The 25,160-nt window shown below is 71.7% G+C and carries 23 protein-coding genes, 2 pseudogenes and 1 riboswitch; of the genes and pseudogenes, 1 reads left to right on the forward strand and 24 read right to left on the reverse strand.

From position 1 onward, the window contains the following. Positions 1–14: 14 nt before the first annotated feature. From HUV60_RS02705 to HUV60_RS02740, 8 genes are all read right to left on the reverse strand, one after another. Positions 15–590 (reverse strand): GAF domain-containing protein, encoded by a 576-nt coding sequence (locus HUV60_RS02705; protein ID WP_257852503.1) that lies wholly within the window; start codon positions 588–590, stop codon positions 15–17. 60 nt (positions 591–650) lie between these two features. After that, positions 651–1,268: a GTP-binding protein gene (locus HUV60_RS02710; protein WP_257852502.1), complete on the reverse strand. Its 618-nt coding sequence runs from the start codon at positions 1,266–1,268 to the stop codon at positions 651–653. Then, the gene (locus HUV60_RS02715; protein ID WP_257852499.1) at positions 1,246–1,617 is read right to left on the reverse strand and encodes a DUF742 domain-containing protein; all 372 of its coding nucleotides are present in this window, start codon (positions 1,615–1,617) and stop codon (positions 1,246–1,248) included. Before HUV60_RS02715 ends, HUV60_RS02710 begins: the two co-directional genes overlap by 23 nt. Positions 1,618–1,619: 2 nt before the next feature. Further along, positions 1,620–2,054: a roadblock/LC7 domain-containing protein gene (locus tag HUV60_RS02720; protein WP_257852498.1), complete on the reverse strand. Its 435-nt coding sequence runs from the start codon at positions 2,052–2,054 to the stop codon at positions 1,620–1,622. 95 nt (positions 2,055–2,149) lie between these two features. Beyond that, positions 2,150–4,411 carry an ATP-binding protein gene (locus HUV60_RS02725; RefSeq protein ID WP_257852497.1) on the reverse strand — a complete coding sequence of 754 codons (2,262 nt, stop codon included), beginning with the start codon at positions 4,409–4,411 and terminating at the stop codon, positions 2,150–2,152. Between the two features lie 762 nt (positions 4,412–5,173). Then, on the reverse strand, positions 5,174–6,400 hold the full coding sequence (locus tag HUV60_RS02730) for an MBL fold metallo-hydrolase (protein ID WP_257852495.1): 1,227 nt from the start codon (positions 6,398–6,400) through the stop codon (positions 5,174–5,176). A 123-nt stretch (positions 6,401–6,523) separates the two neighbouring features. Next, positions 6,524–7,309, reverse strand: a complete 786-nt coding sequence (locus HUV60_RS02735; protein ID WP_257853161.1) for an SGNH/GDSL hydrolase family protein — start codon at positions 7,307–7,309, stop codon at positions 6,524–6,526. Positions 7,310–7,581: 272 nt separating this feature from the next. Continuing rightward, positions 7,582–8,583 (reverse strand): M23 family metallopeptidase, encoded by a 1,002-nt coding sequence (locus HUV60_RS02740; RefSeq protein ID WP_257852494.1) that lies wholly within the window; start codon positions 8,581–8,583, stop codon positions 7,582–7,584. Positions 8,584–8,585: 2 nt separating this feature from the next. Further along, positions 8,586–8,749, reverse strand: a riboswitch (cyclic di-AMP (ydaO/yuaA leader). A gap of 512 nt (positions 8,750–9,261) precedes the next feature. Between HUV60_RS02740 and HUV60_RS02745 the strand changes: the two genes are divergently transcribed. Beyond that, the gene (locus HUV60_RS02745; RefSeq protein WP_257852493.1) at positions 9,262–10,059 is read left to right on the forward strand and encodes a tyrosine-protein phosphatase; all 798 of its coding nucleotides are present in this window, start codon (positions 9,262–9,264) and stop codon (positions 10,057–10,059) included. Positions 10,060–10,073: 14 nt separating this feature from the next. Here the strand turns inward: HUV60_RS02745 and HUV60_RS02750 are convergent, their stop codons facing one another. The 16 genes and pseudogenes from HUV60_RS02750 to HUV60_RS02820 all read right to left on the reverse strand — a co-directional run bounded on the left by HUV60_RS02750 (position 10,074) and on the right by HUV60_RS02820 (position 25,159). Continuing rightward, positions 10,074–10,196 carry a DUF6126 family protein gene (locus HUV60_RS02750; RefSeq protein ID WP_257852492.1) on the reverse strand — a complete coding sequence of 41 codons (123 nt, stop codon included), beginning with the start codon at positions 10,194–10,196 and terminating at the stop codon, positions 10,074–10,076. Further along, positions 10,193–10,816 carry a helix-turn-helix domain-containing protein gene (locus HUV60_RS02755; RefSeq protein WP_257852491.1) on the reverse strand — a complete coding sequence of 208 codons (624 nt, stop codon included), beginning with the start codon at positions 10,814–10,816 and terminating at the stop codon, positions 10,193–10,195. Before HUV60_RS02755 ends, HUV60_RS02750 begins: the two co-directional genes overlap by 4 nt. Positions 10,817–10,883: 67 nt before the next feature. After that, complete coding sequence (locus HUV60_RS02760) at positions 10,884–12,320, reverse strand: aspartate aminotransferase family protein (protein ID WP_257852489.1); 1,437 nt, start codon at positions 12,318–12,320, stop codon at positions 10,884–10,886. Continuing rightward, positions 12,317–13,264: pseudogene (locus tag HUV60_RS02765) on the reverse strand (transketolase C-terminal domain-containing protein); the annotation flags it as partial. The gene HUV60_RS02760 and the pseudogene HUV60_RS02765, both read right to left, overlap by 4 nt. Continuing rightward, a pseudogene (locus tag HUV60_RS02770) lies at positions 13,222–13,605 on the reverse strand (flavodoxin-dependent (E)-4-hydroxy-3-methylbut-2-enyl-diphosphate synthase); the annotation flags it as partial. The pseudogenes HUV60_RS02765 and HUV60_RS02770, both read right to left, overlap by 43 nt. Positions 13,606–13,609: 4 nt before the next feature. Further along, entirely contained in the window at positions 13,610–14,632 is a 1,023-nt protein-coding gene (hpnH, locus tag HUV60_RS02775) for an adenosyl-hopene transferase HpnH (protein WP_257852487.1), read from the reverse strand. A 5-nt stretch (positions 14,633–14,637) separates the two neighbouring features. After that, positions 14,638–15,279, reverse strand: coding sequence for a phosphorylase family protein (locus tag HUV60_RS02780; protein ID WP_257852486.1), 642 nt, complete (start codon positions 15,277–15,279; stop codon positions 14,638–14,640). Further along, on the reverse strand, positions 15,279–17,366 hold the full coding sequence (shc, locus tag HUV60_RS02785; protein WP_257852482.1) for a squalene--hopene cyclase: 2,088 nt from the start codon (positions 17,364–17,366) through the stop codon (positions 15,279–15,281). Before shc ends, HUV60_RS02780 begins: the two co-directional genes overlap by 1 nt. A 118-nt stretch (positions 17,367–17,484) precedes the next feature. Further along, positions 17,485–18,549, reverse strand: coding sequence for a polyprenyl synthetase family protein (locus HUV60_RS02790; protein ID WP_257853160.1), 1,065 nt, complete (start codon positions 18,547–18,549; stop codon positions 17,485–17,487). A gap of 71 nt (positions 18,550–18,620) precedes the next feature. Then, entirely contained in the window at positions 18,621–20,087 is a 1,467-nt protein-coding gene (hpnE, locus tag HUV60_RS02795) for a hydroxysqualene dehydroxylase HpnE (RefSeq protein ID WP_257852481.1), read from the reverse strand. Continuing rightward, entirely contained in the window at positions 20,084–20,224 is a 141-nt protein-coding gene (locus tag HUV60_RS33780) for a DUF6380 family protein (protein ID WP_443047204.1), read from the reverse strand. The genes hpnE and HUV60_RS33780 overlap by 4 nt, the downstream gene beginning before the upstream one ends. Next, on the reverse strand, positions 20,224–21,174 hold the full coding sequence (gene hpnD, locus HUV60_RS02800; RefSeq protein WP_257852480.1) for a presqualene diphosphate synthase HpnD: 951 nt from the start codon (positions 21,172–21,174) through the stop codon (positions 20,224–20,226). Before hpnD ends, HUV60_RS33780 begins: the two co-directional genes overlap by 1 nt. Beyond that, positions 21,171–22,094 (reverse strand): squalene synthase HpnC, encoded by a 924-nt coding sequence (gene hpnC / locus HUV60_RS02805; protein ID WP_257852479.1) that lies wholly within the window; start codon positions 22,092–22,094, stop codon positions 21,171–21,173. The genes hpnD and hpnC overlap by 4 nt, the downstream gene beginning before the upstream one ends. Before the next feature lie 366 nt (positions 22,095–22,460). Continuing rightward, entirely contained in the window at positions 22,461–23,249 is a 789-nt protein-coding gene (locus tag HUV60_RS02810; protein WP_257852478.1) for an ABC transporter ATP-binding protein, read from the reverse strand. Beyond that, complete coding sequence (locus tag HUV60_RS02815) at positions 23,242–24,177, reverse strand: ABC transporter permease (protein WP_257852477.1); 936 nt, start codon at positions 24,175–24,177, stop codon at positions 23,242–23,244. The genes HUV60_RS02810 and HUV60_RS02815 overlap by 8 nt, the downstream gene beginning before the upstream one ends. 97 nt (positions 24,178–24,274) lie before the next feature. Further along, complete coding sequence (locus tag HUV60_RS02820) at positions 24,275–25,159, reverse strand: glycosyltransferase family 2 protein (RefSeq protein ID WP_257852476.1); 885 nt, start codon at positions 25,157–25,159, stop codon at positions 24,275–24,277. Between the last annotated feature and the right edge of the window lies 1 nt (position 25,160).

A 25,160-nucleotide genomic window follows, 5' to 3' on the forward strand; every position in this document is an offset into this window, starting at 1 on the left:
CCGCCTCCGCGGTCTCAGAAGGGCAGTCCGTCTCGCTCCCCGCGTTCGAGGCGTACGACGAGATCCGCGGCCCGTTCCTTGATGACAGCGAGCCCTTCCTGCCCCCAAGCCCGGGGCCGGGTGTCGGAGACCGACACGGTGCCCAGCACCGTGCCGGTGCTGTCGATGAGCGGGGCACCCAGGTAGGAGCGCACCCCGAACTCGTCGACGACCGGGTTGCCCGCGAACCGGGGATAGTCGCTCACGTCCCCCAGGACCAGCGCCTTGCGGCGGGCCACCACATGGGGGCAGAAGCCGTGGTCGCGGGGCAACGACCGACCCAGCAGGGCGCCGGTGCCGTCACCGCGGAGGACGGGGGCGACCGCCGGGGTGTGCAGCCCGGCGAAGAACTGCCTCTCCTCCCCCAGGAAGTTGACCATGGCGTACACCGCCCCCGTGAGCTCGGAGAGGCCGTACGCGAAGGCGTCGAGCGTGGGCTCGGAGCGCTCGCCCAGTCCCAGCCGGCGCAGCCGCTCGATGCGGGCCGGGGCTTCCTCGTCCTCGGGGGTGAGCAGAAGACGACCGACCGGACGCGGCGGGTCGTACCTCATGGGCGTGCTCCCTGAATGTGGTCACATGGCATATACGGGCTCCGTGGTGGTGTGTGGGGATCACATGTGGGCGCGGTACCCCGTCGCGGGGGCCGGGGCGTGGGCGATGAGATGGCGGACCAGGGTCAGCAGGGTCTGGACGCCCGAGCTGGAGATCCGGGCGTCGCAGCGCACGACGGGGACCCCGTCCGGCAGGTCCAGGGCGGCGCGTACCTCCTGGGGGTCGTAGCGGAAGGCGCCGTCGAACTCGTTGACGGCGATGATGAAGCCGAGGCCGCGTTGCTCGAAGAAGTCGACGGCGACGAAGCACTCCTCCAGGCGTCGGGTGTCGGCGATGACGACCGCGCCGAGGGCGCCCTCGCAGAGTTCGTCCCACATGAACCAGAAGCGTTCCTGGCCCGGTGTGCCGAACAGGTAGAGCACGTGTTCCTGATCCAGGGTGATGCGGCCGAAGTCCATCGCCACGGTCGTCTCGACCTTGTTCTCGATGCCGTCGAGCCGGTCGGTGGCGGCGCTGACCGTGGTGAGCAGTTCCTCCGTGCTGAGCGGCGCGATCTCGCTGACCGCGCCGACGAAGGTGGTCTTGCCCACGCCGAACCCGCCCGCCACGAGGATCTTGAGCGCGGTGGGGAACACGTCGGCGGCGCCGCCGTGGTCAGAGCTGTCGTCGTAGTCCATCGAGCACTGCCTCCAGAAGGGCCCGGTCCGTCGGGTTGTGGTCGAACACGGGGGGCTTGGTGGTGAGGCCTCCGCTGTCGACGAGGTCCGCCAGCAGCACCTTGGTGACGGCCAGCGGCAGCTTGAGGTGCGCGGCCACCTCGGCGACCGGGAGGGGCGCGCGGCACAGTTCGAGTGCCTGCGCGTGCTCGGGGCCGAGGTAGCCGAAGGGGATGGCCCCGGTGGCCATCACCTGTGACAGGAGGTCGAGTTCGACGGTGGGGCGGGTGCGGCCGTCGCTGACGGTGAAGGGGCGCACCAGCCGCCCGGCCGCGTCGTCCAGCCAGGGGCCGTCACCGGCCGTCGTCACGTTCAAGGCCTCATCGCCGACGGTTCGACGGCGGGCTGCCGGGGGGCGGTCACCAGGTACGGCCTCACGCTCTTGACCAGCATGGCCATCTCGTAGCCGAGCACCGCCGCGTCGGCCTCGCGGCCGGCCAGCACGGCGAGGCAGGTGCCGGAACCGGCGGTGGAGACGAACAGCAGCATCGAGTCGAGCTCGACGACGACCTGGCGGACGTCGCCGCCCCCGCCGAAGCGGATGCCGGCACTGCGGCCGAGGGAGTAGAGGCCCGAGGCCAGGGCTGCCATGTGGTCGGCGCTGTCCGCGTCGAGACCGTGCACGGACTTCACCAGCCCGTCGCAGGAGAACAGCACGGCGCTGGAGGTGTGCGGCACCCGTTGCACGAGGCCGCTCATCAGCCAGTCGAGATCGGAAACGTGGGCGGTCGGCGCATCGCTCGCCATGGTGGATCGACTCCTTGGGGTACGAAGGTCTGCGGGAGCGCTGGGGGCGGACGGGGAGGTGGGGGCCCGCCAGGGGGTGGAGGGTGCGGGCGTGTTCATCCGGCGGTTGCGCTCCCGTCGTGCCGTGCTGTGGGGTGGTCGGTGCGGGGCGCGGGCACGCTGTCGCGGGCGTCGCGCGCTTCCTGGGCTGCCGCATGCGTGGGACGCGCGTCGGCGGGGTGGGTCTCCGCGGTGGGGGACTCCGTCGCGTGAGCCGTGATGCTGTGGTGCGGGTCCATGAGGCGGGCGTCCACGTAGCGGGTGTCGACGGGGTGGGCGTCCCCGGGGTGGGCGGTGGGACCGGAGCACTCGCCCATGGGCGACGACGGCAGCCTGGGCGGGGACGCCATGTGGTCGCCCGCCATGTGGTCGTCGGCCGTGTCGTCGCTGCGCAGGTCGCCACGGCCCACGTCCTCGTTTCCCATGCGGCCGGTTTCCATGGACTGTTGGGTTTCGGCGAGGCTGACGCCCCGCCGGAAGGCCGCCATCAGGTGGGGGTCGTGCCCGACGACGTGCTCGGTGTCCTGACGCGGCGTGGGACCGTCGCGGAGCTGGGGCACCAAGTGTTCCTGGGCGCGGCGGCGGGGCAGCTGGGGCCTGTCCATGGTGCCGCGCACCGTGGTGCTGCGTGGGGTGAGGGGGGCGTTCCCGATCCCGCTCTCCTCGAGTGTCTGCCGGTCGTCCGGGGCGACCCCGGGCACGGCCTCGGCCGGATTGGGCCGCACCGCGCGGGCGCCGCGCAGCGGCAGGGGTGGCGCCACGCCCTCGGGGGCCGTCGGGGCCGGGGCGGTGGCCTGGTCGTGGTGCCGCACAGACGGTACGGCGGGGAACGGCAGCGAGGTGGGGGGCGTCCCGCTCCCGGACCCCGGCGGCAGGCCGGATCCGGCCTGCCGCACAAGGCCGGTCCGCGCGTCGGGTACCGCCCGCGCGTCGGGGCCGGTCTGCGGGCCGGTGCCGTCGGCGTACGGATCGGTGCCCGTCTGCGGCCCGGTCGGCCGCCGGCCGTTCCCGTGCCCGGCGGGACCGGTCGGCGGGACGCTGCCGGGCGCGGGGACGGCATGCGCGGGCCGGTGTGCCGGCCCGCCACCGTGTTCCGCGTCCGGTGCCGCGTCACCCCGGGTCGGCCGGCTTGCGCCCGCGCCCTGTCCCGCGGACCACTGCTCGGCACCGAGCAGTGCCTGCGGCACCACGAGCACGGCCTGCGCCCCGCCGTAGATGTTGTTCTGGAGCCGGACCTGGATGCCGTGCCGCCGCGCGAGCTGTGAGACCACGTACAGGCCGATGCGCCCGTCGGCCAGCAGGCTGGCGACATTGACCTGGTCGGGGTCGGCGAGCAGAGCGTTCATCCGGTCCTGCTCGCCCACGGGCATTCCGAGCCCGCGGTCCTCGACCTCGACGGCAAGCCCTGAGGTGACGAGACCGGCGCGCAGCAGCACCTGGGTGTGCGGGGCGGAGTACAGCGTGGCGTTCTCGACGAGTTCGGCGAGCAGGTGGATGACGTCGGCGACGGCGTACCCGCGCAGGGTGCCGTCGATCGGCGGCACGAGTTTGACCCGTGAGTACTGCTCGACCTCGGCGATGGCCGAGCGCAGTACCTCGGTCATGGAAACCGGGTGGCTCCACTGCCGCCGGGAGACGGCCCCTCCGAGGACGGCGAGGTTCTCGGCGTGGCGGCGGATGCGGGTGGCGAGATGGTCGACGTGGAAGAGGCCCTTGAGCAGGTCGGGGTCCTCGATCTCGTTCTCCATCTCGTCGAGGATGGAGATCTCGCGGTGCACCAGGGACTGCAGGCGCCGGGCCAGATTGACGAACACCTCGAGCTTCTGCTCGCTGCCCGCCTGGCTGGAGAGCCGGGACGCCTGGACGACGGCGGTGACGGCGCTGTCGTGGGCCCGGGACAGATCGGCGCCGAGCCGGTCGAACTCGTCGGCGTCCCCCGGCGTTCTGCCCGGCTGCGCGCGCGGGGGCGGGCCGTCGCCGCGGCGCAGGGTGTCCACAAGGGCGCACAGGTCGGCCTCGTGCCGGGCCGTGCTCCGGCGCAGGCCCTCGAGGCGGTCGTGCACGGACCGCGCCGCGCGGTCGGCGGCGACGGCGGCGATGACGATGCCGGCGAGGGTCACCGACACCGCGCCGCCGAGCACGCCCCACAGGGCCGCGCCCGGCCGTGCACCGGTGGAGCGGATGATGAACAGCACGGCGGCGCAGGCGCTGAGGGCGACCGCCACGGGCGGCAGGACGGCGAGCCGCAGCAACTGGGGCCATATCTGTGTCGCGGGGGACGCGGGGGACGGCCGGGTGGGAGGGCGGGGGTCGGGCATGGGTGTCCTCGAACTGGTCCGTCGGTCCTGGGTGCGGGGTGAGCGCGTGGCGCCACGGCCGCCGGGCGCGCGGGAGCGGTTGCGTGCACCGCGCGGCTCGCCGCCGTGTGGGGCGGGCGTACGCCCGTTGCCGGCACGTGGGTCGGCCGGCGGCCCGTCCGGGGCGCCTGCGGCTGCCTGCGACCCGACGGGCGCGCCCGTCACACCGGTCACGCCCGAGCCGCCGACCGGGCCCGAGTGACGGGGCGTGGCACCCCGGCCTCTCCCCGGTCCGCCTCCACCTTCTGCCTGCACGTACCGGTCCCCGCTCCCTGATCCAATCTGATGGGCGCGACCCCGTGGTGCGATGCGCCGAGCGACGGGCGCCGTCGCGGTGTCGCCGTACCGGCCGGGGGCGCTTCGGAAGGCCGAGGGCGTCGGCCATGCGCCGCCCGACCGATACTCACCGTAGTCACCACCGCATCATGTGCGGCGGTCAGTTGACAAACTCACACGGACAGCGTCCCGCTCTGGTATGAGGCTTCGTACGACAGACCGATAAACCCGCCACTCACTCGTCAAAGAATGGGCCACAATCGATCTGACCTGCTCAGATATGGCCACCAGGACATGCCGAGGGCCGGGGAGCCCACAGCTCCCCGGCCCTCGGCCATCCACCCGGCTGCCCGGTCGGCGGCCACCTCAGGAGTCCTCCTCAGGAGTCCTCCCGCACTGCACGCCACCCTCGCAAATGTCACTCAGAGTAGCGATTGAGGTCAGGGGTCATTCCTCCCCCACCAGATCCAGTTCCTCGTGGGAGGAGTCCGTGACGGGGTCGGGCAACGGCCACTTGTGATCCGGGACGTGCCCCACGCCCCGCCACCACGGCTCGGCCGGCAGCTCCCCGGCGGGCTCGAACGGCAGGCCCGGGACGGGGAAGGCGGCGGGCTGCCCGACCGCGTCGGCCGCCGCCATCGTCCACTCACCGGGCTCCGCCCACGGATGCGGTGCCAGGTTGAAGGTGCCCCAGTGGATCGGCAGGAGGACCCCGCCCGGCCTCCCCTGCTGGAGGTCGAGGTGGGCCTGGAGGCCTTCGGCGGGGTTCATGTGGATCTCCGGCCAGGAACCCGGTCCCGGAACCGGGTCCGGCTGCCCCTTGGGCCAGAAGTCCGAGTACGCGCCGATCTGGATCATCGTCGCGTCGAAGGGGCCGTGTGCGGCGCCGATGTCCTTGAAGCCGTCGAAGTAACCGGTGTCCCCGCTGTGGTAGACGCGGTGCTCCCCGCCCGCGACGACCCAGGAGGCCCACAGGGTGTGCTGCGTGTTGCGCAGGCCCCGGCCGCAGAAGTGACGGGCCGGGGTGGCGGTGAGGGTGATCCCGCCGACCTCGGTCGCCTCGTGCCAGTCCAGTTCGCGCAGCCGGTCGGCGGAGACGCCCCAGTGCTCGAGATGGGCGCCCACGCCGAGCGGCACGGCGAACAGCGTGTCCGTGCCGGCCAGTGCCTTGATGGTGGGCAGGTCCAGGTGGTCGTAGTGGTCGTGCGAGATCGCGACGACATCGACCGGGCCGAGGGCGGCCAACGACAGGGGCACCGGGTGCAGCCGCTTCGGGCCGGCGAAGGGGAACGGGGAGCAGCGCTCGCCCCACACGGGGTCGAACAGCACCCGCCGCCCGTCGATCTCCACGAGCACACTGGAGTGTCCCATCCAGGTCAGACGCAGCCCGGAGGCCGGCGGGCGGGCCAGATCGGCGAGAGTGCCGGCGTGCACCGGCAGGGGGTGGTGCGGAGCACGGCGGGACCGGGTCTCCTTGTCGAAGTAGGTCTTCGCCAGGTCCCGGGACGAGCCCGGGGGCCGGGACCTGGCGGGGCCCCCGGGGTTCTGGAACACGCCGTCCCGGTAGTGCGGGGACCGGCGGATACGCGCCATGCGCTCACCGGCGGGGTCCGCGCCGAAGGCCGCGGGCCATAACGTACGGAGCCCGGAGCTCTGGGAACGGATACCGGCCACGATGCCTCCAAGTGGAATCGGTTGGACATTCTATTATGTGCGTCGGCGCGGCGCCGCGGAGACGGGCGCGCGCCCGCGCCGGGCTCCGTACGCGCCCCTCCCCGCTCCCCCTCGCGCCCGGTGTCAGGCCACCGCGGCGATGCGCTCCCTGATGTCACCCGGGGACAGCGTTCCCTTCGCCGTCACATGGTCCCCCGAGGACTCCCCGCGCAGCCTGCGTCCCATCCACGGCACCAGGTACTCGCGCGCCCACTGGACGTTGTCCCGCCGGACGTGGAGGCTGTCGCGCGGCGGCAGCGGGGGCCAGGCCTGCTCCGGGTCGGCCGGAATGTCCAGGCCGAGGGCCTGGCCCGCGCGGAGCGCCACGCGCGTGTGCCCCTCGGGCGACAGGTGCAGCCGGTCGGCGTCCCAGGCCCTGCGGTCCTGGATGCTCCTCAGGGACCACAGGTCGAGCACCGGACAGCCGTACCGGTCGGCGACGGCCCGCACGTGCCCGTTGTAGGTGGCGATCTTGCCGCGCAGATGCCTCAGCAGGGGTACACCCCGGGTGTCGAACCCGGTTGTCACCAGCACCGTGCCGGAGACGGCCGTGAGCGCGGCGATCGCCCGCTCGAACCGCTCGGCCACCTCATCCGGGTCACTGCCGGGGCGCAGGATGTCGTTGCCGCCCGCACAGAACGAAACCAGCGCGGGGGCCAGTTCGACGGCCCGCGGGAGCTGGTCGGCCACGACCTGGTCGAGCAGCTTCCCGCGCACCGCGAGATTCGTGTACGGGAAGTCGCCTTCGGGGCGCCGGTCGGCGAGAAGTACCGCGAGCCGGTCGGCCCAGCCGACGAACGTCCCGGCGGGGCCGGGGTCTCCGACACCCTCGGTGAAGCTGTCCCCCACCGCCACGTACGACCCGATCACCGGCTTGCTGTCATTCTTCGAATCGTCTGCCACAACCGGACATGATTCACCTTCGAATATGACCTACGCGACCGTAGGAAGGCATTGACGGGCGGTGAGATAAGCCACGCGCAAGGCATCGGCCAGTTCCGGAACAGCCCTCGGGGGGACGTTGAGCGGCGAGTGACGTGACGCACGGAACACTCCGGGCGCACGTGCCGAACGCGCCGAACGCCGGACCCCGGAATCGGGGTCCGGCCTTCGGCGGCGCGTCAGGCGGGTTGCCTCTGGGGTCAGCCGACGGAGACGCCCTTGCCGCGAAGGTAGGAGACCGGGTCCACGTCCGAGCCGTAGTCCGGCGTGGTGCGGATTTCGAAGTGCAGGTGCGGGCCGGTCGAGTTGCCGGTGGAGCCCGAGAGGCCGACCTGCTGGCCGCCGCTCACGGTCTGGCCGGCCGAGACGGACAGCGAGGACAGGTGGGCGTACTGGGCGTAGTGGCCGTCGTTCAGCTTGATGACGACCTGGTTGCCGTACGAGCCTGCCCAGCCGGCGGAGACGACGGTACCCGGGCTCACGGCCTTCAGGGAGGTACCCGTCGGGACGGCGAAGTCGACACCGGTGTGGTAGCCGCTGGACCACATGCTGCCGGCCACCTTGTAGGCGGTGCCGAGGCCGCCGCCGGGCACCGGCGAGCTGTAACCGGAGGTGTTCGCGGCCTGGTTCGCGGTCACCGCGCCGGAGGACGCCTCCGGCGCGGACTGCTCGGAGGAGCCCGAGGACGGCTTCGGAGCGGACTGCTCCGAGGACTCACCGGCCGCCGTCGTCTTCGACGCGGAGGACGGAGCGGACGAGGAGGACGAAGCGCTCTTTTCGGAAGAAGGAGACTTCTTCGGCGTGTCGGCCGTGGTGGCCCTGCCGTCGACCGAGAGCTTCAGACCGGGGTGGATGAGTGACGGGTCACTGCCCACAGCCTCGCGGTTGTCGGCATAGAGCTGCTTCCAGCCGCCGTCGACGCTCTCGGACTCGGCGATCTTCGCCAGGTAGTCGCCGCCCTTCACTGTGTACGTGCGGGCGTCGCCCTTCTCGTCATCGTCGGCCTTCACGCCGTCAGCCGTACCGCCGGTGACGGAATACGACTGGACGGCCTTTTCCGGGGCGGCCTGCACAGGGGCGGCGTTCGCTCCGGTGGCACCGAGAAGCGGCAGGGCGAGTGCGGCGCCACCGGTTCCGACGACGGCGATGGAGCGGGTGAAACGCAAAGCGCTGGGGCGGCGGTGCTTACCTTTTGCGGGCATGACGAATTCCTCTCCGGCGCCTACGAGGTGAGCTGTCGGGTTCGGACTGGAGATGCCCGGCCGCGTCGAAACGCGACTTAACCCCAAGCCGTTCCGGAGACCGGAACAGGCAGTCGTACCTGTGGGTCCCCCGTTCCTGCCGTTCACGGGTCAGAGTGTGAAGGCCCCGGACAGCGGCAGGATTAGGCGTCTGTCCGGATCGATGGTGAACGTAGGCGACCTGGACGCAAAGGAACAAGCACGATCTTCCGAGCAAAGGCGCATTTCTGTGATCCATTGACATGAAAACCGTCACCCAGAGTCGCCCCGGACATTGCGCACCCCCCGAATCCCCTTGCGGAACAACGGAATTACGTGAACATGGCGACAACGCATCGTCACCTCTATGACGATGCTCACCACCCCACTCCCATCTCCCTTTCTATCGGGGCACGTTATGGCGAAGCTGCCTAAACGGACAGAACGCCCCAATAGTGAAAGAAGAGACCTTCCGGTCCGGTTCGGCGGTGGGTCCGCCCAGGGTCTGCCACGTGTCCGTCCGGACCGGCGGCTCGGGGCCGACCACGCCACGCCACCGGCCCGCTCACCAACTCATGGCCCCTGCCAGGCATGTCGTATCGTCGGGTGACACCCGTCGACGCCGCCGCGCCGACGGCGCAGAGTGGGAAAGGGGCCCCCGTGACGCAGCAGATCCCGTCGACCGAACCCGAGCTCACCGGTGTGCGCAATTTCCGTGATGTGGGCGGCCTGCCGACCGTCGACGGCCGCCGGGTGCGACACGGAGTGCTGTTCCGCAGCGGCCACCTCGCGCACGCCACCGAGGAGGACGCCGCCTTCCTGTCCGCCCTGGGACTGCACACCGTCTTCGACTTCCGTAACGCGGCCGACCACAGGCTGGACGGGCGGGACATCGAGCTGCCCGGCGTGCGCAATGTGAACCTGCCGCTGAGCGACCCGGCCGACGGCGCCGAGTTCTGGAGGATGGTCCGTGACGGGGACCTCGACCAGCTCCGCGCGATCCTCGCCGGCGGCAAGGGAGCGGAACGGATGATCGCCTCGTACCGCGCGACCGTGACGCAGCGCACCTTCGAGCACTCCCGCGTGCTGATCTCGCTCGCCGAGGAGAGCCTGCCCGCACTGATGCACTGCGCGGCGGGCAAGGACCGCGCGGGCCTGTCGGTGGCGGTGACGCTGCTCGCGCTGGGCGTGGAACGGGACGCGATCTTCGACGACTACCTGAAGTCCAGCGCCGCGCACCGCCGCTACAAGGTGCGCCGCAGCGCCACCTCCGCCTCGGCCTACTCACCCGAGGTCATGGAGCTGCTCGACCCGCTGTTCGACGCCCGCGCCGAGTACCTGTCGGCCGCGCTCGAGACGATCGAGGAGACCTGGGGCGGCGTGGACCCCTACATCGAGCAGGCTCTCGGCTTCACTCCCGAGTACCGGGAGCGGCTGCGCGATCGCATGCTGGACTGAGCGGCCCCCGAGGGCTACGCCTTCGCGCCCAGTTCGAAGAGCAGGTAGACGAAGGCCGCGAAGAGGTGGCCCGCCACGACGTAGATGAACAGCCTCACCCACAGGGCGCGAGGGAACTTCTCCTCCATGTCTTTCATGACACATCTCCATGGGTGGGGCCCAGGCACAGGGCGGCCGTGGGACTCTGCAGCAGGGTGTGGACGAACAGCAACTCGACCCCGCCGGGGTCCTCGGCGGCGATGCGGTGCGGGGTCAGCGAGTCGAAGTGCGCGCTGTCGCCCGGAGCGAGGCGGTGCAGGGTGTCCCCGAGACGGAGCCGCAGCCGCCCGCCGAGGACGTACAGCCACTCCTCACCGGGGTGGGCCCGCACGATGTCGCCCTGGGATCCGTGCGGGACCTGGACCCGCAGGGCCTGCATCCCGCGCCCCGGGGGACCGGCCTGCCGGTAGGTCCAGCCGCCGGCCGTGGTCGGCTCCATGTCGGCGGCGCGCACCACGGCTTCCCGGTCGGCGGCGGTCTCACCGAGCAGTCCGGAAACCGTCGTACCGTAGACGCGGGCGAGGGAGAGCAGCGTCGGCAGCGAGGGCTGGCGCTGTCCGGTCTCCAACCGGGAGAGGTGCGCGGGCGACAGCCCCGCGTCCCGGGCGGCGGCCTCCAGTGTCAGGAAGGCCCCGCGCCTGAGGGCGCGCAGCTGCGGGGCGACCGCGGGGAGCGCTTCGGCCGGTTCGGCCGACGGCCCGGCCTCGGGGGAACTCATGACTCCATTCAGCCGCGCCCTTGCCCTGGAGGCAAGTTTCTTGCCTCCAGGGCAAGAAATGTCGTTCTCACCGGTTGGCGACCGCCTGCTTCACCAGTGTCCTGCCGAACTCCCAGACCAGACCGCCCTCATGGGCATCGTCCATGACCGCGGTGAAGGCGTCCACGAACCGGTCCACCTCCCGCTCGCCGATGATCAGCGGCGGGATCAGCTTGATCACCTCCAGGTGGTCGCCGGAGACCTGGGTGAGGATCCTGTGTTTCTGCAGCAGCGGAACGACCACCATCTGCGCAAAAAGCCCCTTGCGTGCGGCCTGCAGCATGGCCCAGCGGCCGCTCAGCTTCAGCGACCGCGGCCGGCCGAACTCGATGCCGATCATCAGGCCCCGGCCACGGACGTCGGCGAGCAGCTCGTAGGTGTCGACGAGGGCCGCGAGCCGGGACCGCAGCAGTTCCCCGGTGACCCGGGCATGCGCGACGATCTGCTCGTTCTCCATGACCGACAGCACCGCGAGGCCGGCCGCCATGGCCTGGGCGTTGCCCCCGAAGCTGGCCGAGTGGACCAGCACCCGGTCCATCGACGAGTAGACCTTGCGGAAGATCCAGTCCTTGCCGAGCGTGGCTCCCACCGGGACGTAACCGCCGGAGAGCGCCTTGGCCACGCATACCAGGTCCGGTTCGACCCCGTCCTCGTGCTGGTAGGCGTAGAAGTCGCCGGTCCGTCCGAGCCCGGTCTGCACCTCGTCGGCGATCAGCAGCGCCCTGTGCCGGTGCAACAGCTCCTGGGCGGCACGCAGATAGCCGGGCGGGGCCGCGTGCACGCCCTTGCCCTGGATGGGTTCCACGATGAGGGCGGCGACGTCGCCCTTGGCCAACTCGCTTTCGAGCGCGTCCATGTCACCGAGGGGTACGGCCGTGTCGGGCAGCAGGGGGGCGAATCCGTCCCGGAAGCCGGACTCGCCGTTGACGGACAGGGAGCCGGTGGTCAGCCCGTGGAAGGCGTGCGCGCAGTACAGGACTCGGGGCCTGCCGGTGGCGTACCGGGCGAACTTCAGCGCGGTCTCGACCGCCTCCGTACCGCTGTTGCCGAAGAACACCCGGTCCAGGTGAGGACTGTGGGTGAGCAGTTTCTCGGCCAGCAGTCCGGGCAGCGGTGGGCAGTCGAAGCGGGTGAGGTCGGCGAGCGAGGCGTCGAGGACGTCGTGCAGCGCCCTGCGGACCACGGGGTGGTGGCGTCCCAGGCCCATCACCCCGAATCCGGCGAGCATGTCCAGGTGGTCGTTGCCGTCCGCGTCCCAGAAGTGGGCGCCCTCGGCACGTTCGTAGGCCTTGTCGAATCCGATGGTGTGCAGCATGCGCGGGAGCTGGTGGTTGAGGTGTCTGGTGTGCAGCTCGTAGCGCTCGGCTCCGCGCTCGGCCAGCAGTGCGCCGAGGTCGAAGTCACCGGCCGCCCGTGGCGGCTCCGGCAGCTCCGGCAGCTCCGGAGCGGACTCCGCGGTGGTCATGGCTGTTTCTCCCGTTGCTCCCGTGGTTCCCCTTGCCCCCACTGCTCCCGCTGTTTCCCGAACGGTTCGTTCCGGAGCTGCCGCTCCTCACCCACGGCCGGGCTCGTGCCGGTCCGGCCGGCGATCTCGACGGGTGTCAGGCCTGTGTCCGCCAGCACCTCACCGCGCTTGGCGCGCGCGGGGAACTGCTTCGGAATGCCGAACCGCCGTACCGGTGCGTCGGCGTCACCCAGCGCCAGTACCACGGCCGAACCCACGCCCTCTGCACGACTGTTGTCCTCGACGACGGCCACGAGCCGGTGCCGGGCGGCCGGCCCCACGACTTCGGGTGCGACGGGTCCGACCCGGCGCGGGTCGACGACGGTGCACCCGATGCCTCGGGCCTCGAGCGAATCAGCGGCCCGGAGGCAGACGGACGCCACGACGCCGGCCGAGACCGGCAGCACCTCGGGGTCGTTGCCGCGGTGCAGCCCGTCCGTACCGCCGATCCGGTCGAGCGCCGGGACGGACGGGCCCACGGACTCCCCGGGGAACCTCAGCGGCGTCGGCGCGTCGTCGACGGCGACCGCCTCGCACGACTGGGCGCGCGGCTGGTCCGCGTCGCATGGTGCGGCGATGCGCAGGCCGGGGACGACCTGGAGCACCGACAGGTCCCACACGCCGTTGTGCGACGGCCCGTCGACGCCGGTGACGCCCGCCCGGCCCGGGACGAAGGTGACCCCGCAGCGGTGCAGCGCCATGTCCATCAGCAGCTGGTCGAAGGCGCGGTTGAAGAAGGTGGCGTACACGGCGACGGCCGGGGGTGTGCCGCCGGCCGCGGAGACGGCTGCGTGCTGCTCGGCAATGCCGACGTCCCACACCCGGCCGGGGAACCGCTCGGCGAAGACACCCAGGCCGGCCGGACGCGGCAGGGCCGCGGTGATCGCCACCACGTCGTCGCGGTCCCCCTGACCCTGTCGTCGAACTGCTCGGTGTCGCCCGGGTTCACCCGCACCGCCGCACCGCCCGCCTCGAGCGCCGCGAACACGTGCCTCGGCTGGAAGCGGATGCCGGCGATCACCGGGATGTACGACTTCCGCGCGGTCTGACACCCCGGCGCCGTCAGCTCCGCGATCTGCTGCAGCGTCGCCCCGGTGTCCGACGTAGGCGTCGTCGTCATCGACTGCGCCGACACCGGCGCGTCCCCGCCCACCGCCACCGACCCGACCCGGATTCGCCGGCTCCTGTGCCGCGGGGCGGGCGACCGGGCCGGCATCCCGGGCGCCCCGGGGGATACAGCCGTCACTGCGTCACTCCCTGTTTCCCGAGACCGTCTCGCGCAGGGCGCGCAGGGACTCCTTCAGGGACCCCGTGGTGGCGAGGACGGCGGTGGGCTCGTAGCCGCAGTGTGCCATGCAGTTGGCGCAGCGCGGGTCCTTGCCACGGCCGTACTTGTCCCAGTCGGTCCTCTCGATCAGTTCCCGGTACGTCGGCACATAGCCGTCGCTCATCAGATAGCAGGGGCGCTGCCAGCCGAAAAGCGAGTAGTTCGGGATCGCCCACGCGGTGCACGGGAAGTCGACCCTGCCCTCGAGGAAGTCCAGGAACAGGGGCGAGTGGTTGAGCCGCCAGCGACGGCGGTTGCCCCCGGCGAACGCCTTCCTGAACAGCTCGCGGGTCTGCTCCACACCGAGGAAGTGCTCCTGGTCGGGGGCCTTCTCGTAGGCGTAGGCGGGCGAGATCATCATCTCGTCGACCTTGAGGTCGTCGTTGAGGTAGTTGAGCACCTCGATGACGGTCTGCGGGGTGTCGGTGTTGAAGAAGGTCGAGTTGGTGGTGACCCGGAAGCCGCGCCGCTTGGCCTCCTTGATGGCGGCCACCGCCTCGTCGAACACGCCCTCCTTCGCGACGGACTCGTCGTGCCGCTCGCGCAGCCCGTCGATGTGCACGGCGAACGCGAAGTACGGCGACGGGGTGAACTTGTCCATCTTCCTGCGCAACAGCATGGCGTTGGTGCACAGGAACACGTACTTGCGCCGTGCCACCAGCTGGCGGACGATCTCGTCGATCTGAGGGTGCATCAGCGGTTCGCCGCCGGCGATCGACACCATCGGCGCCCCGGACTCCAGTACCGCACCCACGGCCTGCGCGACCGGCATGCGCTGTTTGAGCACCCCGGCCGGGTGCTGGATCTTTCCGCAGCCCTCACAGGCCAGGTTGCAGGCGAAGAGCGGTTCCAGCTCGACGATCAGCGGAAACTTGTCCCGTCGGCGGATCTTCTGTTCGGCCAAGTATGTGGCGACCTTGACGGACTGACGCAGCGGCATGGCCATCTGGCTCACCTCCCAGGGAGCAGCGAGGAACGGTGCCATTCGAGATACGCGGGAAGAACGGAACGAAGGACGCGGAAAGCCGATATTCCACCGCTCACCGTGCCGATCCGGAACAGTTCGTGTTCAGGAGCGTCCACGACCACCCGTACGGCCGCAACGGGGCGTGCACCCGCGCGAACGGCGCTCAGGAGCGTGGCAGCGGACTCCATGTCGACCGCGATCGCGCCGGTGGCGAGCAGCCCGGACCGTTCGTGTCTGCGGACCACGTGCCCGGAGCCGGTGAGCGGCCCGGTGTGAACGGTGCGCCCCGGCGCGACGCGCGACAGTTCCTTCACCAGCAGGTCGGTTCCAACGCACGGCACGCTGCCGCGCGGGGCGCGGGTCTCCCCGGCGACCACCAGGTCGCCGGGGTGCATCCCGGGGGCCAGCCCGGCACAGAAACCGGTGGCCAGCACGGCGGCGTCGCGCAGCGCCGGGCCGGCGAGCGCCCGGGTGACGGAGCGCTCGGCGGCCGTCGGCCCCATGCCCGTGCGCAGGACGGTGACCGGCTCGCCGACGCCGCCGTGGTCTCTCCCGCGCAGGGCCAGCCGCTCGATGCCGAGCGCGCAGGCGATCAGCAGCGGCGCCGGAGTGGCCCGGGGGCTCATCAACTGCCCGTCGACTCGGCCAGCCGCCGCCGCTGTGCGCCGGCGTCCGCCTCCGGCTGCACGACCGATGTCTCCGCCGACGCCTCCCTCGGCACCACCGTCGGCGTCTTGGCGAACGGCTCCCCGTTCACATACCGGCCGAGCGCGGTGAGTGGGAAGACCTGCCGGTAGAGGTGGTAGTTGATGGAGAAGTCCCAGGGGAAGCCCGTGCCGGTGAAGTAGGGCTCGTCCCAGGAGCCGTCCTCGTGCTGGGTGGCCGCCAGCCAGACGATGCCTCGTTCCACGGCCACGGACTTTCTCTCGCCGGCCGCCAGCAGGGCCATCAGCGCCCACCCGGTCTGCGAGGCGGTCGAGGCGCCCTTTCCGCTCCATTCCCGGGAGTTGTGATAGGAGCGCAGGTCCTCGCCCCAGCCTCCGTCGTCGTTCTGGACCGACTCCAGCCAGGTCACGGCCCGTCGGATCGCCGGGTGGGAACCGGGCAGTCCGGCGGCGACCAGCGCCGGGACCACGGACCCGGTGCCGTACAGGTAGTTGACGCCCCAGCGCCCGAACCACGAGCCGTCCGAATTCTGTTCGTCGAGCAGCCAGCGGATGCCGCGCCGGGTACGCGGATCGTGGGCGAGCCCTTCGACGGCGAGCATCTCCACGACGTGCGCGGTGACATCGGCCGACGGCGGGTCGATGACCTCGCCGAAGTCGCAGAACGGCAGCCGGTTGGGGAACGGGCTGGTGTTGTCGACATCGAAGGCGCCCCAGGCTCCGTTGCGGGACTGCATGCCGAGGTTCCAGCGGACCCCGCGGCCGATGGCGTTGTCCACCCGCTCCGGGTCGTGGTGCTTGACCCGGCGGAGTGCGAGGACCACCTCGGCGGTGTCGTCGATGTCGGGGTAGTTGTCGTTGTGGAACTCGAACGCCCAGCCGCCCGGCGGGAGTCCGGGCCTGCGTACCGACCAGTCGCCCGGCCGTACGACCTGTTCGCCGAGCATCCAGTCGGCGGCCCTGACCAGTTGGGGGTGGTCGGCGGGCAGGCCGGCGTCGGCGAGGGCGATGGTGGCGAGGCAGGTGTCCCACACCGGGGACTGGCAGGCCTCCACCATCCGGGCGCCGTCCTCTCGCCACACGGCGAACCGGTCGAGGGAGTTCAGTCCGGCACGCATCACCGGGTGGTTCAGGTCGTAGCCGAGCAGGTGCAGCGCGATGACCGAGTACACGGCGGGCGGCTGGATACCGCCCCAGCATCCGTCGTTCTCCTGCCGCTCGATGATCCAGCGGGCCGCGGTGTTCATCGCCGCCCCGCGCAGTCGGCGCGGGACGGCCCGGCGCAGCGCGTGCAGGCCCTTGTCGAGCCGCTGGAAGACGCCGTCCCAGCTGACCACCGGTGCCATCCGTCCGGGAGGGCGGGGACGGGCCGGGTCGGTGTGCAGTTCGTCGAGCGGGAACGGGGCGGGCCGTACCGGCCGCTTGGCGGAGACGATCGTCAGCGGGACGATGGTCTGGCGGGCCCAGCAGCCGAAGTCGTAGATGTTGAGCGGCACCCAGGACGGGAACCAGATCAGCTCGGGCGGGAGTTCGGGCAGGTCCTCCCACTTCCACCAGCCGAACAGGGCCAGCCAGATCCGGGTGAAGACCCGGGAGGCGGCGATCCCGCCCCGGCCACGGACCCAGGCGGCGGCGCGCGCCATGTGCGGGGTGTCCGGCACGTCACCTGCCAGCCGCAGGGCGACGTACGCCTCGATGGTCGCGGAGAGGTCGCCGGGCCCGTCGTGGAAGGTGGCCCAGGTGCCGTCCGCGCGTTGCTCGCCCCGGATGAACAGGGCGGCTGCGCGGGTGGTCTCCTCCTCGAGGATGCCGAGGAACTGGCGCAGCAGCAGGTCCTCGGCATCCATCGTGACGTTGGTCTCGAGGTCCCCCTTCCACCAGCCCTGGTCCTCCTGGCGGGACAGCAGGAACTCGGTGGCGCGCCGCATGGCGCCGGCGGCGATGTCGGGTACCCCGGCCGCCATGGGGATGTCGGTGTCGGTGTCGCTGGCCGCGGCCACCGAGGACGGCAGGGCCGCCCCGGTGCTTCCGTCGGTCGTCGCTGTCATGGCTTCCCCTTCGTGCAGTCCTGCAATGTGTGCGTCTGCTGTGGGTCCGCCGTCGGCCGGTGTCTGCTCCCCGCACCACCGGCCGGCGACTACGCGAGGGCTATTCGACCGATGGTGATCATCTCTTTCGTACGACGACGAAGTCCGCGAGCGCCGTGAACTGCTCCCGCACCCTGTCGGGCATGTCCACGACGTCGAGGGCCTCGATGGCGATGGTGTGCTGGCGACGCGCTTCCTCGGCGGTCCACTCCCGTCCGCCGGCCTGCTCGATGAGGGCCGCGCGGGCCGCGAACTCCTCCTCGGAGAAGGTGGCGAAGCCGCTGCTGCCGGCGTCGGCGGCGAGGATCCCCGCGAGCTGCTCGGAGGCCGGGCCGCCCGCGGCGAGCGCCGCCACGACGGGGAGGGACTTCTTGCGCTGGCGCAGATCGCTCCAGGTCTGCTTGCCGGTGGCCGCCGGGTCGCCCCAGATGCCGAGGAGGTCGTCGACGGCCTGGAAGGCCAGGCCGAGGTGGTAGCCGTACTTCTCCAGGGTGTCGGCGGTGTGCGTGTCGGCGCCGCCGAGCACGGCGCCGACGGAGCTGGCGCAGGCGAGCAGGGCGCCGGTCTTGTTGCCCTCCATCTCCAGGCACTCCTCGACGCCGACGTGGTCGCGGTGCTCGTAGGAGATGTCCTGCGCCTGGCCGTCGATCAGGGCGCGGGTGGCGGTGGTCAGCCTGCGGGTGGCCCGGCCGGCCTCGACGGTGCCGAGTTCCAGCAGCACCTCGTTGGCGAGGGCGAACAGGGCGTCGCCGACGAGGATGGCCTGGGCGGGGCCGTGCATCTTCCAGACGGTGTCGCGGTGCCTGCGCTGCTCGTCGCCGTCCATGAGGTCGTCGTGCAGCAGGGAGAAGTTGTGGACGAGCTCGACGGCGACCGCGCCGGGAACGCCGACCTCGGGGGCGGCACCGGTGACCTCGGCGGACAGCACGGCGAGCGCGGGGCGCACGGCCTTGCCGCCGTCGCCGTCCGCGGGCCTGCCCTGGGCGTCGATCCAGCCGAAGTGGTAGGCGGCGACGGTGTCCATGGGAGGCGCCAGACAGCCGATGGCCGCCCGCAGTACCGGCATGGCCAGTGTCCTGCCGCGCTCCAGGAGCGCGGGCACGTCCGCCGCGGTCCTTCCAGCGGCCTTCGAGGCCGGGGGCACAGTGGGCACAGTCTCTCCTCTTGTTGCGGTACCGGGGGTGCGGAGACCCGCCGCGGCGGGTGCGTCGGCGCTCACCGGAGTCCCTCTCGCACGGCGGGGCCCCGGGCGCCGCGGCCGGCCTCCCCGTCCCACGCGAAGAGGTGGTGGGGCCGTGGCCGACCCAGGGCTCGCAGCGCGGCGTCCGCCGCACCGACGCCGCTGCGGACCGCACCCTCCATGGTCGCGGGCCACCCGGTGGCGGTCCACGCCCCGGCCAGGTACAGGCCGGGAGCCTTGGTGCGGGCGCCGGGCCTGAGCCGTCCGACACCGGGAGCGGGGGCGAACGTCGCGGTGCGCTCCCGCGTCACGAAGAAGTCCCGCACGGCGGCGCCGCGGGCGCGTGGCAGCAGGCGTTCCAGTTCGGGCAGGTAGCGCTCGCTCAACGCGGCCACGGGCTCGTCGATGTCGTCGTGGGCGACCGACTGCGACACGGCCAGGTACTGGCCCTGTCGCAGGCCGGAGGCCCGGGTGCGGTCGAAGACCCACTGCACGGGGCTGCCGAGGGCGGCGAAGAAGGGGCTGGTGAGCACGGTGCGGTCGTAGACGACGTGGAGGTTGAGGATCGGTGCGGTGCCGATGCCGAGCAACCGCCCGGGATCGTCGAGCGCTCCGGTGGGCAGCAGGCCGTACGCCTCGCGCTGCGGTACGGCGAGGACGACGGCGTCCGCGTCGAGGGCCTCGCCGGGAGCACGGACGCTCCAGCCTCCGTCGCCGCGGGCGGTGACGGAGGTGACGCGGGTACGGACCTCGGTACGGACCCCGGCGGAGTCGAGCGCCTTGCGGGCCAGCCGGTCGTGCAGGTCGCCCAGCGGGACATGGGCCCAGCCGATGTCGGCCGCGGCCGGACCGGACAGCAGGCCGGTCCTGAAGACCATCGCGGCGAGCGCCAGCGAGGCGTCGCCCGCGACCGCGTTGAGGGTGGCGACCCCCACCAGGTCCCACAGTGCCTCGACGGCACGCGGCGACTGGCCGTGCGCGGCCAGCCAGCTGCCGAAGTCCTGGTCGTCGAGGGCGGGGTCGGCGAGGTCGAGTCCCTTGAGCGCGAGCGCGGCGCGGCCCACGCCGGCCCGTTCGGCGAGCGAGAGGTGCGGGTAGGCGGCGAGGCTGCGTCCCAGGTGCAGGGGGGCGGGCAGCGGGTCGCGGCGCAGCCGGCCGAGCCGGCGTCCCTCGGGCCGGTCGGCGTCGATCACGGGCACGTCGAGGCGGTTCTGCAGCGGTGCCAGGGCCGTGCCGTCGATCCGGTCGAGGAACCAGCGGTAGGCGGTGCAGCAACGCAGGTAGACATGCTGGCCGTTGTCGACGGTCAGGTCACCGCGCCGGAAGGAGAAGGCGAGCCCGCCGAGCCGGGGGCGGCCTTCGAACAGGGTGACACGCACGCCTGCGTCGGCGAGCGCGAGCGCGGCGGCGACCCCGGCGAGGCCGCCACCGACCACGACGGCGTGCCGCCTCGCCAGTGCGTCGTCGGCGGGCGATTCCTCGGAGCTGTTGACACGGGTCATGGCCCGTCCTCCCCTGCCCGGCCGCCGTGTCGCCGGACCGGTGCGCGGCGGACCGTCCTGAGCGGGGACGCGAGACCTCGGCAAAGGGTTGCGCCCCGTCTGCCGGGGGCGCGACCGGGCGGGAGAGGGGTGTCCATCAGGCACGCCTCCTGACGGTCCGCCGGGTGACGTGCCGGGCGTCCAAGCCGGACAGGCCGCGCACCGCGACGTAGGCCTTCTCCCGTCCGGGCAGGGAGACCCGGCCGCGCAGCACGGCCTCCGGCTCGCGCTCGATGCGGTCGAGGAGGCGGCGGTAGATGCCGGCCATGGCGGCGACACAGGCGCCGCTGCGGCGGTCGAGCATGGGCAGCAGCCGGTAGCCCTCGGCGAACAGGGCGCGGGCCCGGCGCACCTCGAAGTGGACGAGACCGGCGAAGTCTGAGCCCTTTGGCGGGATCGGACCGCTGAACCCGGCCGAACAGCCGAACTTGGCGAGGTCGTCGGAGGGCAGATAGGTGCGCCCGCCCTCGGCGTCCTCCCGGACGTCCCGGAGGATGTTGGTGAGCTGGAGCGCGAGCCCCAGCGTGTCGGCGTACTCGGGAGCGCGTTCGGCGCCCCGTGCGCCGGGTTCGGTGCCGAAGACGCCGAGAGAGATCCGCCCGATGGCGCCGGCCACGCAGCGGCAGTAGACCTTCAGGTCGTCCCAGGTCTCGTAGGTCTCGCCGCGCACGTCCATCTGAACGCCGTCGATCAGTTCGTCAAGGCCGCCGAGCGGGACCGGGAACTGCCGCGCGGTGTGTGCGAGGGCGACAGCCACCGGGTCGGTGTCGTCCTCGTCGACCGTGCCGTCCCGGACCCGGGTGAGCAGCGCCCGGGTGTCCTCGAGCCGGGCGACCTTGATGTCGTCCGCCAGCGTGCCGTCGCCGATGTCGTCGACGCGCCGGGAGAACGCGTACAGCGCCGACATCGCGCGCCGCTTCGACGTCGGCAGCAGCCGGATGCCGTAGGCGAAGTTCCGGGCCTGCTGTCCGGTGACGGCCTCGCAGTAGCTGTATGCGGCGAGTACCGGGGCCGATGTGTGCGTGTCCGACTGCACTGCCGGAATCACCTCTCTCCTCGCAGCGTCGTGCCGGCCTCGCGCAGCAGCCGGGCCTTGCCGGCCCCCGGCGGGCCGGGAAGTACGTCGTACTCGGCAGCGGCGATCGCGCCCAGGGCCGCCCGTCCCCCCGCCACGAACCCCGCGAGCAGCAGCTTCAGCCTGCCGCGGACGCTGCCCACCAGGGGGGCACCCTCCTCCAGGAGTTCCCGGGCGCGCTGAGCCTGGAACGCGACCAGGGCGCGCACCGACGCTCCGGCGTGCGGTGCGGCGAGATCCGCCTCGTCCACGTGGAAGCGTTTCATGTCCTCGGCGGGCAGGTAGACACGGTCGCGGCCGAGGTCCTCGGCGACGTCCTGGAGGTGCTCGACGATCTGGAGGGCGGTACAGACCGCATCGGAGCGGCGGATCCGCTCGGGGGTCGAGGTTCCGGTGACACCGAGGACGAGACGGCCGACCGGGTTGGCCGACAGTTCGCAGTAGGCGAGCAGGTCGTCGTAGGTCTCGTAGCGGCTGACGACCTGGTCCTGGCGGTTGGCGGCGATCAGGCCGAGGAAGGGGCCGGGGGTCAGGCCGCGGCGGCGGACCGTCGGCTGGAGCCTGCGCAGCAGCGGATGGTGCGGGACCGTGCCGAAGAGGCGGCGCAGATCCGCCTCGAGGGCATCGAGCAGTACCGTCCGGTCGGCCGCCCGGTCGGGAGCGACGCCGAGCAGTTCCGCGTCGGCGCCGCCGGGGGCCAGGTCGCCGTCGCCGATGTCGTCGACGAGCCGGGCGTAGCCGTAGACCGCCATCAGGTCGTCGCGCCAGGCCCGGGGCAGGAAGAACGGCGCCACCGGGAAATTCTCGGTGGCGGCCTTGTCCAGAGTGGCGCGCTCGATGTCCAGGGGGGCGCTCCCGGGACCTGCCGGGCGCACCGTGCCGGTTCGCGTCATCGCGGGCAGCCCTGGGCGGGGACGGCACATGCTGCGTTCAGCAGGGGAGTCTCCGTAGCCATTGCCGTCACATCTCCCGTTCTACACTGCCGACCCAATAGACACTATTTCGGACACGCCGCCCGTGCTTCCGCACGGCCGGGTCGCCGGTGGGTGTCACGCGCTATGGCCCTGATTGCCGTCTTTAGGGACCGGTACAGCTTACGTCGTACAGCACGGTACGGACCGCCGGGGTGTCCCGCGCCTCGGAACAACGAACCGGTCTGTGTCAAGATTCCTGCGCACGGCAGGAGTTGACGTTTCCTTTGCAGACGCCCTGCTTCCCCGGCCGGTTCCGGCCGCAGAGACACGGGCAGGCGGACCGGGCTACTTGGCGGTGAACTTCTCGTACTCCTTGAGGACCTCGTCCGTCGGGCCGTCCATGCGCAGTTCGCCGCGCTCCAGCCACAGCACGCGGTCGCAGGTGTCGCGGATCGACTTGTTGTTGTGGCTGACCAGGAAGACGGTGCCGGCCTCTTCGCGCAGTTCACGGATGCGCGCCTCAGAGCGTTTCTGGAACTTGCGGTCGCCGGTGGCCAGGGCCTCGTCGATCATCAGGACGTCGTGGTCCTTGGCCGCCGCGATGGAGAAACGGAGCCGGGCGGCCATGCCGGAGGAGTAGGTGCGCATCGGCAGGGTGATGAAGTCGCCCTTCTCGTTGATGCCGGAGAAGTCGACGATCTCCTGGTAGCGCTCCCGGACCTGCTCGCGGGACATGCCCATGGCGAGCCCGCCGAGTATGACGTTCCGTTCGCCCGTCAGGTCGTTCATCAGGGCGGCGTTGACGCCGAGGAGGGAGGGCTGGCCGTCGGTGTAGACCTTGCCCCTCTCGGCGGGCAGCAGGCCGGCGATGGCCCGCAGCAGGGTCGACTTGCCCGAGCCGTTGGAGCCGATCAGGCCGATGGCCTCACCGCGGTAGGCGACGAAGGAGACCCCGCGCACCGCGTGCACCTTGCGCACGCCCCGCGCCTCGTCGTCCTTGCCCCGCCGTATCATCCGGCTGAGCGCCGCCGTGGCGCTGCCGCGGCCGCCGCGCACACCGTTGACGCGGTAGACGATGTGCAGGTCGTCCGCGACGACGGTGGGGATGTGCGTGTCCGTCCTCCGGTCAGCCACGGCCGTACCTCTCCTCAGCCTTCCAGAAGTACACGAAACCGATCACCCCGGCCAGCAGTGCCCACCCCACCGCGAACGCCCACACGTGCGGCGGCAGGTACGAGGAGCCGTAACCGTCGATCAGCGCGAAGCGGACCAGGTCCATGTAGACCGCGGCCGGGTTCAGCTGCAGGACGTCGGCGAGCCAGTGGGGGACGTCCTTGTCGGCGAGCATCGCCGGGATGCTGAACATGACGCCCGAGGCGTACATCCAGGTGCGCAGCACGAACGGCATCAGCTGGGCCAGGTCCGGGGTCCTGCTGCCCAGGCGCGCGAAGACGAGTGCGAGGCCGGTGTTGAAGACGAACTGGAGCAGCAGCGCGGGGACGACCAGCAGCCAGGACAGTGCCGGCATGCTGCCGAACGCCATCACCACGACGACCAGGACGATCATCGCGTACAGCAGTTGCTGGAGCTGCTGCAGCGCGAAGGAGACGGGCAGGGAGGCCCGCGGGAAGTGCAGGGCCCGCACCAGGCCGAGGTTGCCGGAGATGGCACGCACCCCGGCGAGGACCGAGCTCTGCGTGAACGTGAACACGAACACGCCCGTCACCAGGAACGGGACGTAGACGTCGCTCGGGATGCCCCGGCGGGCGCCCAGCAGCAGGCCGAAGATGAAGAAGTACACGGCCGCGTTCAGCAGCGGCGTGGCCACCTGCCACAGCTGGCCGAGCTTGGCCTGGCTGTACTGCGCGGTCAGCTTCGCCCGGGAGAAGGCGAGGATGAAGTGCCGGCGCCCCCAGAGCTGCCGGACGTACTCGACGAGCGACGGTCGGGCGCCGCTCACCGTCAGTCCGTACTTGGCGGCGAGCTCGGCCGCCGTGAGGCCGTCGTCGGGCGGCACGGGCGCGCCGACCGCGACCGGGCCGTCGTGCGTTGTCTCACTCACTGGTGAAGGCTTTCCCTCTTCGAGATGCCCGGCCCGTACGGACCGGGCATGTGCCGGGAGGCCTGGGTGCGGCCCCGATGGTCCCGACACGAGCTTGTCAGATGACAGGAGGCCGGCCCAGCCGGGTCAGCCGCCACACCGTGCGCCACTTCATGGGCCGACGAGGGCCGCTGGGGGTGGTCCAGCCCTCCCGGAAGCCGCCGAACCAGGCCTTGAGGGCCGGGCGCGAGGGCCTGCGGAGCAGGGTGAGCAGCATCCAGGCGCCCAGGTAGAGGGGGACCAGGGGCGCGGGAAGGTTGCGGCGAGCCAGCCAGACACGGTTACGGGCGACCATGCGGTGGTAGACCGCGTGCCGCGAGGGGGCGGTGGTCGGGTGGTACAGCACCATGTCGGACCGGTAGTCGATCATCCAGCCGGCGTCGAGGGCCCGCCAGGCCAGGTCGGTCTCCTCGTGCGCGTAGAAGAACGCGTCGGGCAGGCAGCCGACGTCGGCGAAGACCCGGGTGCGTACGGCGTTGGCACCGCCGAGGAAGGTGGTCACCCTCGAGGAACGCATCGGGTCGGCGGCGCGCAGCCGGGGCACGTGGCGGCGCTGGGTGCTGCCGGTGTCCGGGTCGGCGATGCGGAAGCTGATGATGCCGAGCTCCGGGTCGGCGGTGAACGCCTGGCGGCACAGCTCGGCCGTGTCGTGGTGCGCCAGGAGGCCGTCGTCGTCGAGGAACAGCAGGATGTCGACGTCCTGGCCGTTCGGGCCGAACGCCTCGATGCCGACGTTGCGTCCGCCGGGGATGCCGAGGTTCTCCGGCAGCTCGACGGTGCGTACGCCGTCGGGGACCTCCGGGACGGGTGAGCCGTTGCCGACGACGACGGCCCGGACCGGTTCGCCGTCCTGCTTGGCGACCGATTCGAGCAGGGCGCACAGCTCGTCGGGGCGGTTGCCCATGGTGATGATCACCGCGCCGACCTTGAGGGAGGATCCCATC

Origin of the sequence: Streptomyces sp. KMM 9044 (assembly GCF_024701375.2) — a bacterium.
In the GTDB taxonomy this organism is placed as follows: Bacteria; Actinomycetota; Actinomycetes; order Streptomycetales; family Streptomycetaceae; genus Streptomyces.

Bases quoted from the DNA above. Each gene is read 5' to 3' on its own strand.
- HUV60_RS02750 (WP_257852492.1), bottom strand. From the start codon at position 10,196: ATGAAAGACATGGAGGAGAAGTTCCCTCGCGCCCTGTGGGTGAGGCTG.
- HUV60_RS02705 (WP_257852503.1), bottom strand. From the start codon at position 590: ATGAGGTACGACCCGCCGCGTCCGGTCGGTCGTCTTCTGCTCACCCCC.
- HUV60_RS02720 (WP_257852498.1), bottom strand. From the start codon at position 2,054: ATGGCGAGCGATGCGCCGACCGCCCACGTTTCCGATCTCGACTGGCTG.
- hpnC (WP_257852479.1), bottom strand. From the start codon at position 22,094: ATGACGCGAACCGGCACGGTGCGCCCGGCAGGTCCCGGGAGCGCCCCC.
- hpnE (WP_257852481.1), bottom strand. From the start codon at position 20,087: ATGACCCGTGTCAACAGCTCCGAGGAATCGCCCGCCGACGACGCACTG.
- HUV60_RS02820 (WP_257852476.1), bottom strand. From the start codon at position 25,159: ATGGGATCCTCCCTCAAGGTCGGCGCGGTGATCATCACCATGGGCAAC.
- HUV60_RS02740 (WP_257852494.1), bottom strand. From the start codon at position 8,583: ATGCCCGCAAAAGGTAAGCACCGCCGCCCCAGCGCTTTGCGTTTCACC.
- hpnH (WP_257852487.1), bottom strand. From the start codon at position 14,632: ATGGCCATGCCGCTGCGTCAGTCCGTCAAGGTCGCCACATACTTGGCC.
- HUV60_RS33780 (WP_443047204.1), bottom strand. From the start codon at position 20,224: ATGGACACCCCTCTCCCGCCCGGTCGCGCCCCCGGCAGACGGGGCGCA.
- HUV60_RS02710 (WP_257852502.1), bottom strand. From the start codon at position 1,268: ATGGACTACGACGACAGCTCTGACCACGGCGGCGCCGCCGACGTGTTC.
- HUV60_RS02755 (WP_257852491.1), bottom strand. From the start codon at position 10,816: ATGAGTTCCCCCGAGGCCGGGCCGTCGGCCGAACCGGCCGAAGCGCTC.
- shc (WP_257852482.1), bottom strand. From the start codon at position 17,366: ATGACAGCGACGACCGACGGAAGCACCGGGGCGGCCCTGCCGTCCTCG.
- HUV60_RS02780 (WP_257852486.1), bottom strand. From the start codon at position 15,279: ATGAGCCCCCGGGCCACTCCGGCGCCGCTGCTGATCGCCTGCGCGCTC.
- HUV60_RS02725 (WP_257852497.1), bottom strand. From the start codon at position 4,411: ATGCCCGACCCCCGCCCTCCCACCCGGCCGTCCCCCGCGTCCCCCGCG.
- HUV60_RS02760 (WP_257852489.1), bottom strand. From the start codon at position 12,320: ATGACCACCGCGGAGTCCGCTCCGGAGCTGCCGGAGCTGCCGGAGCCG.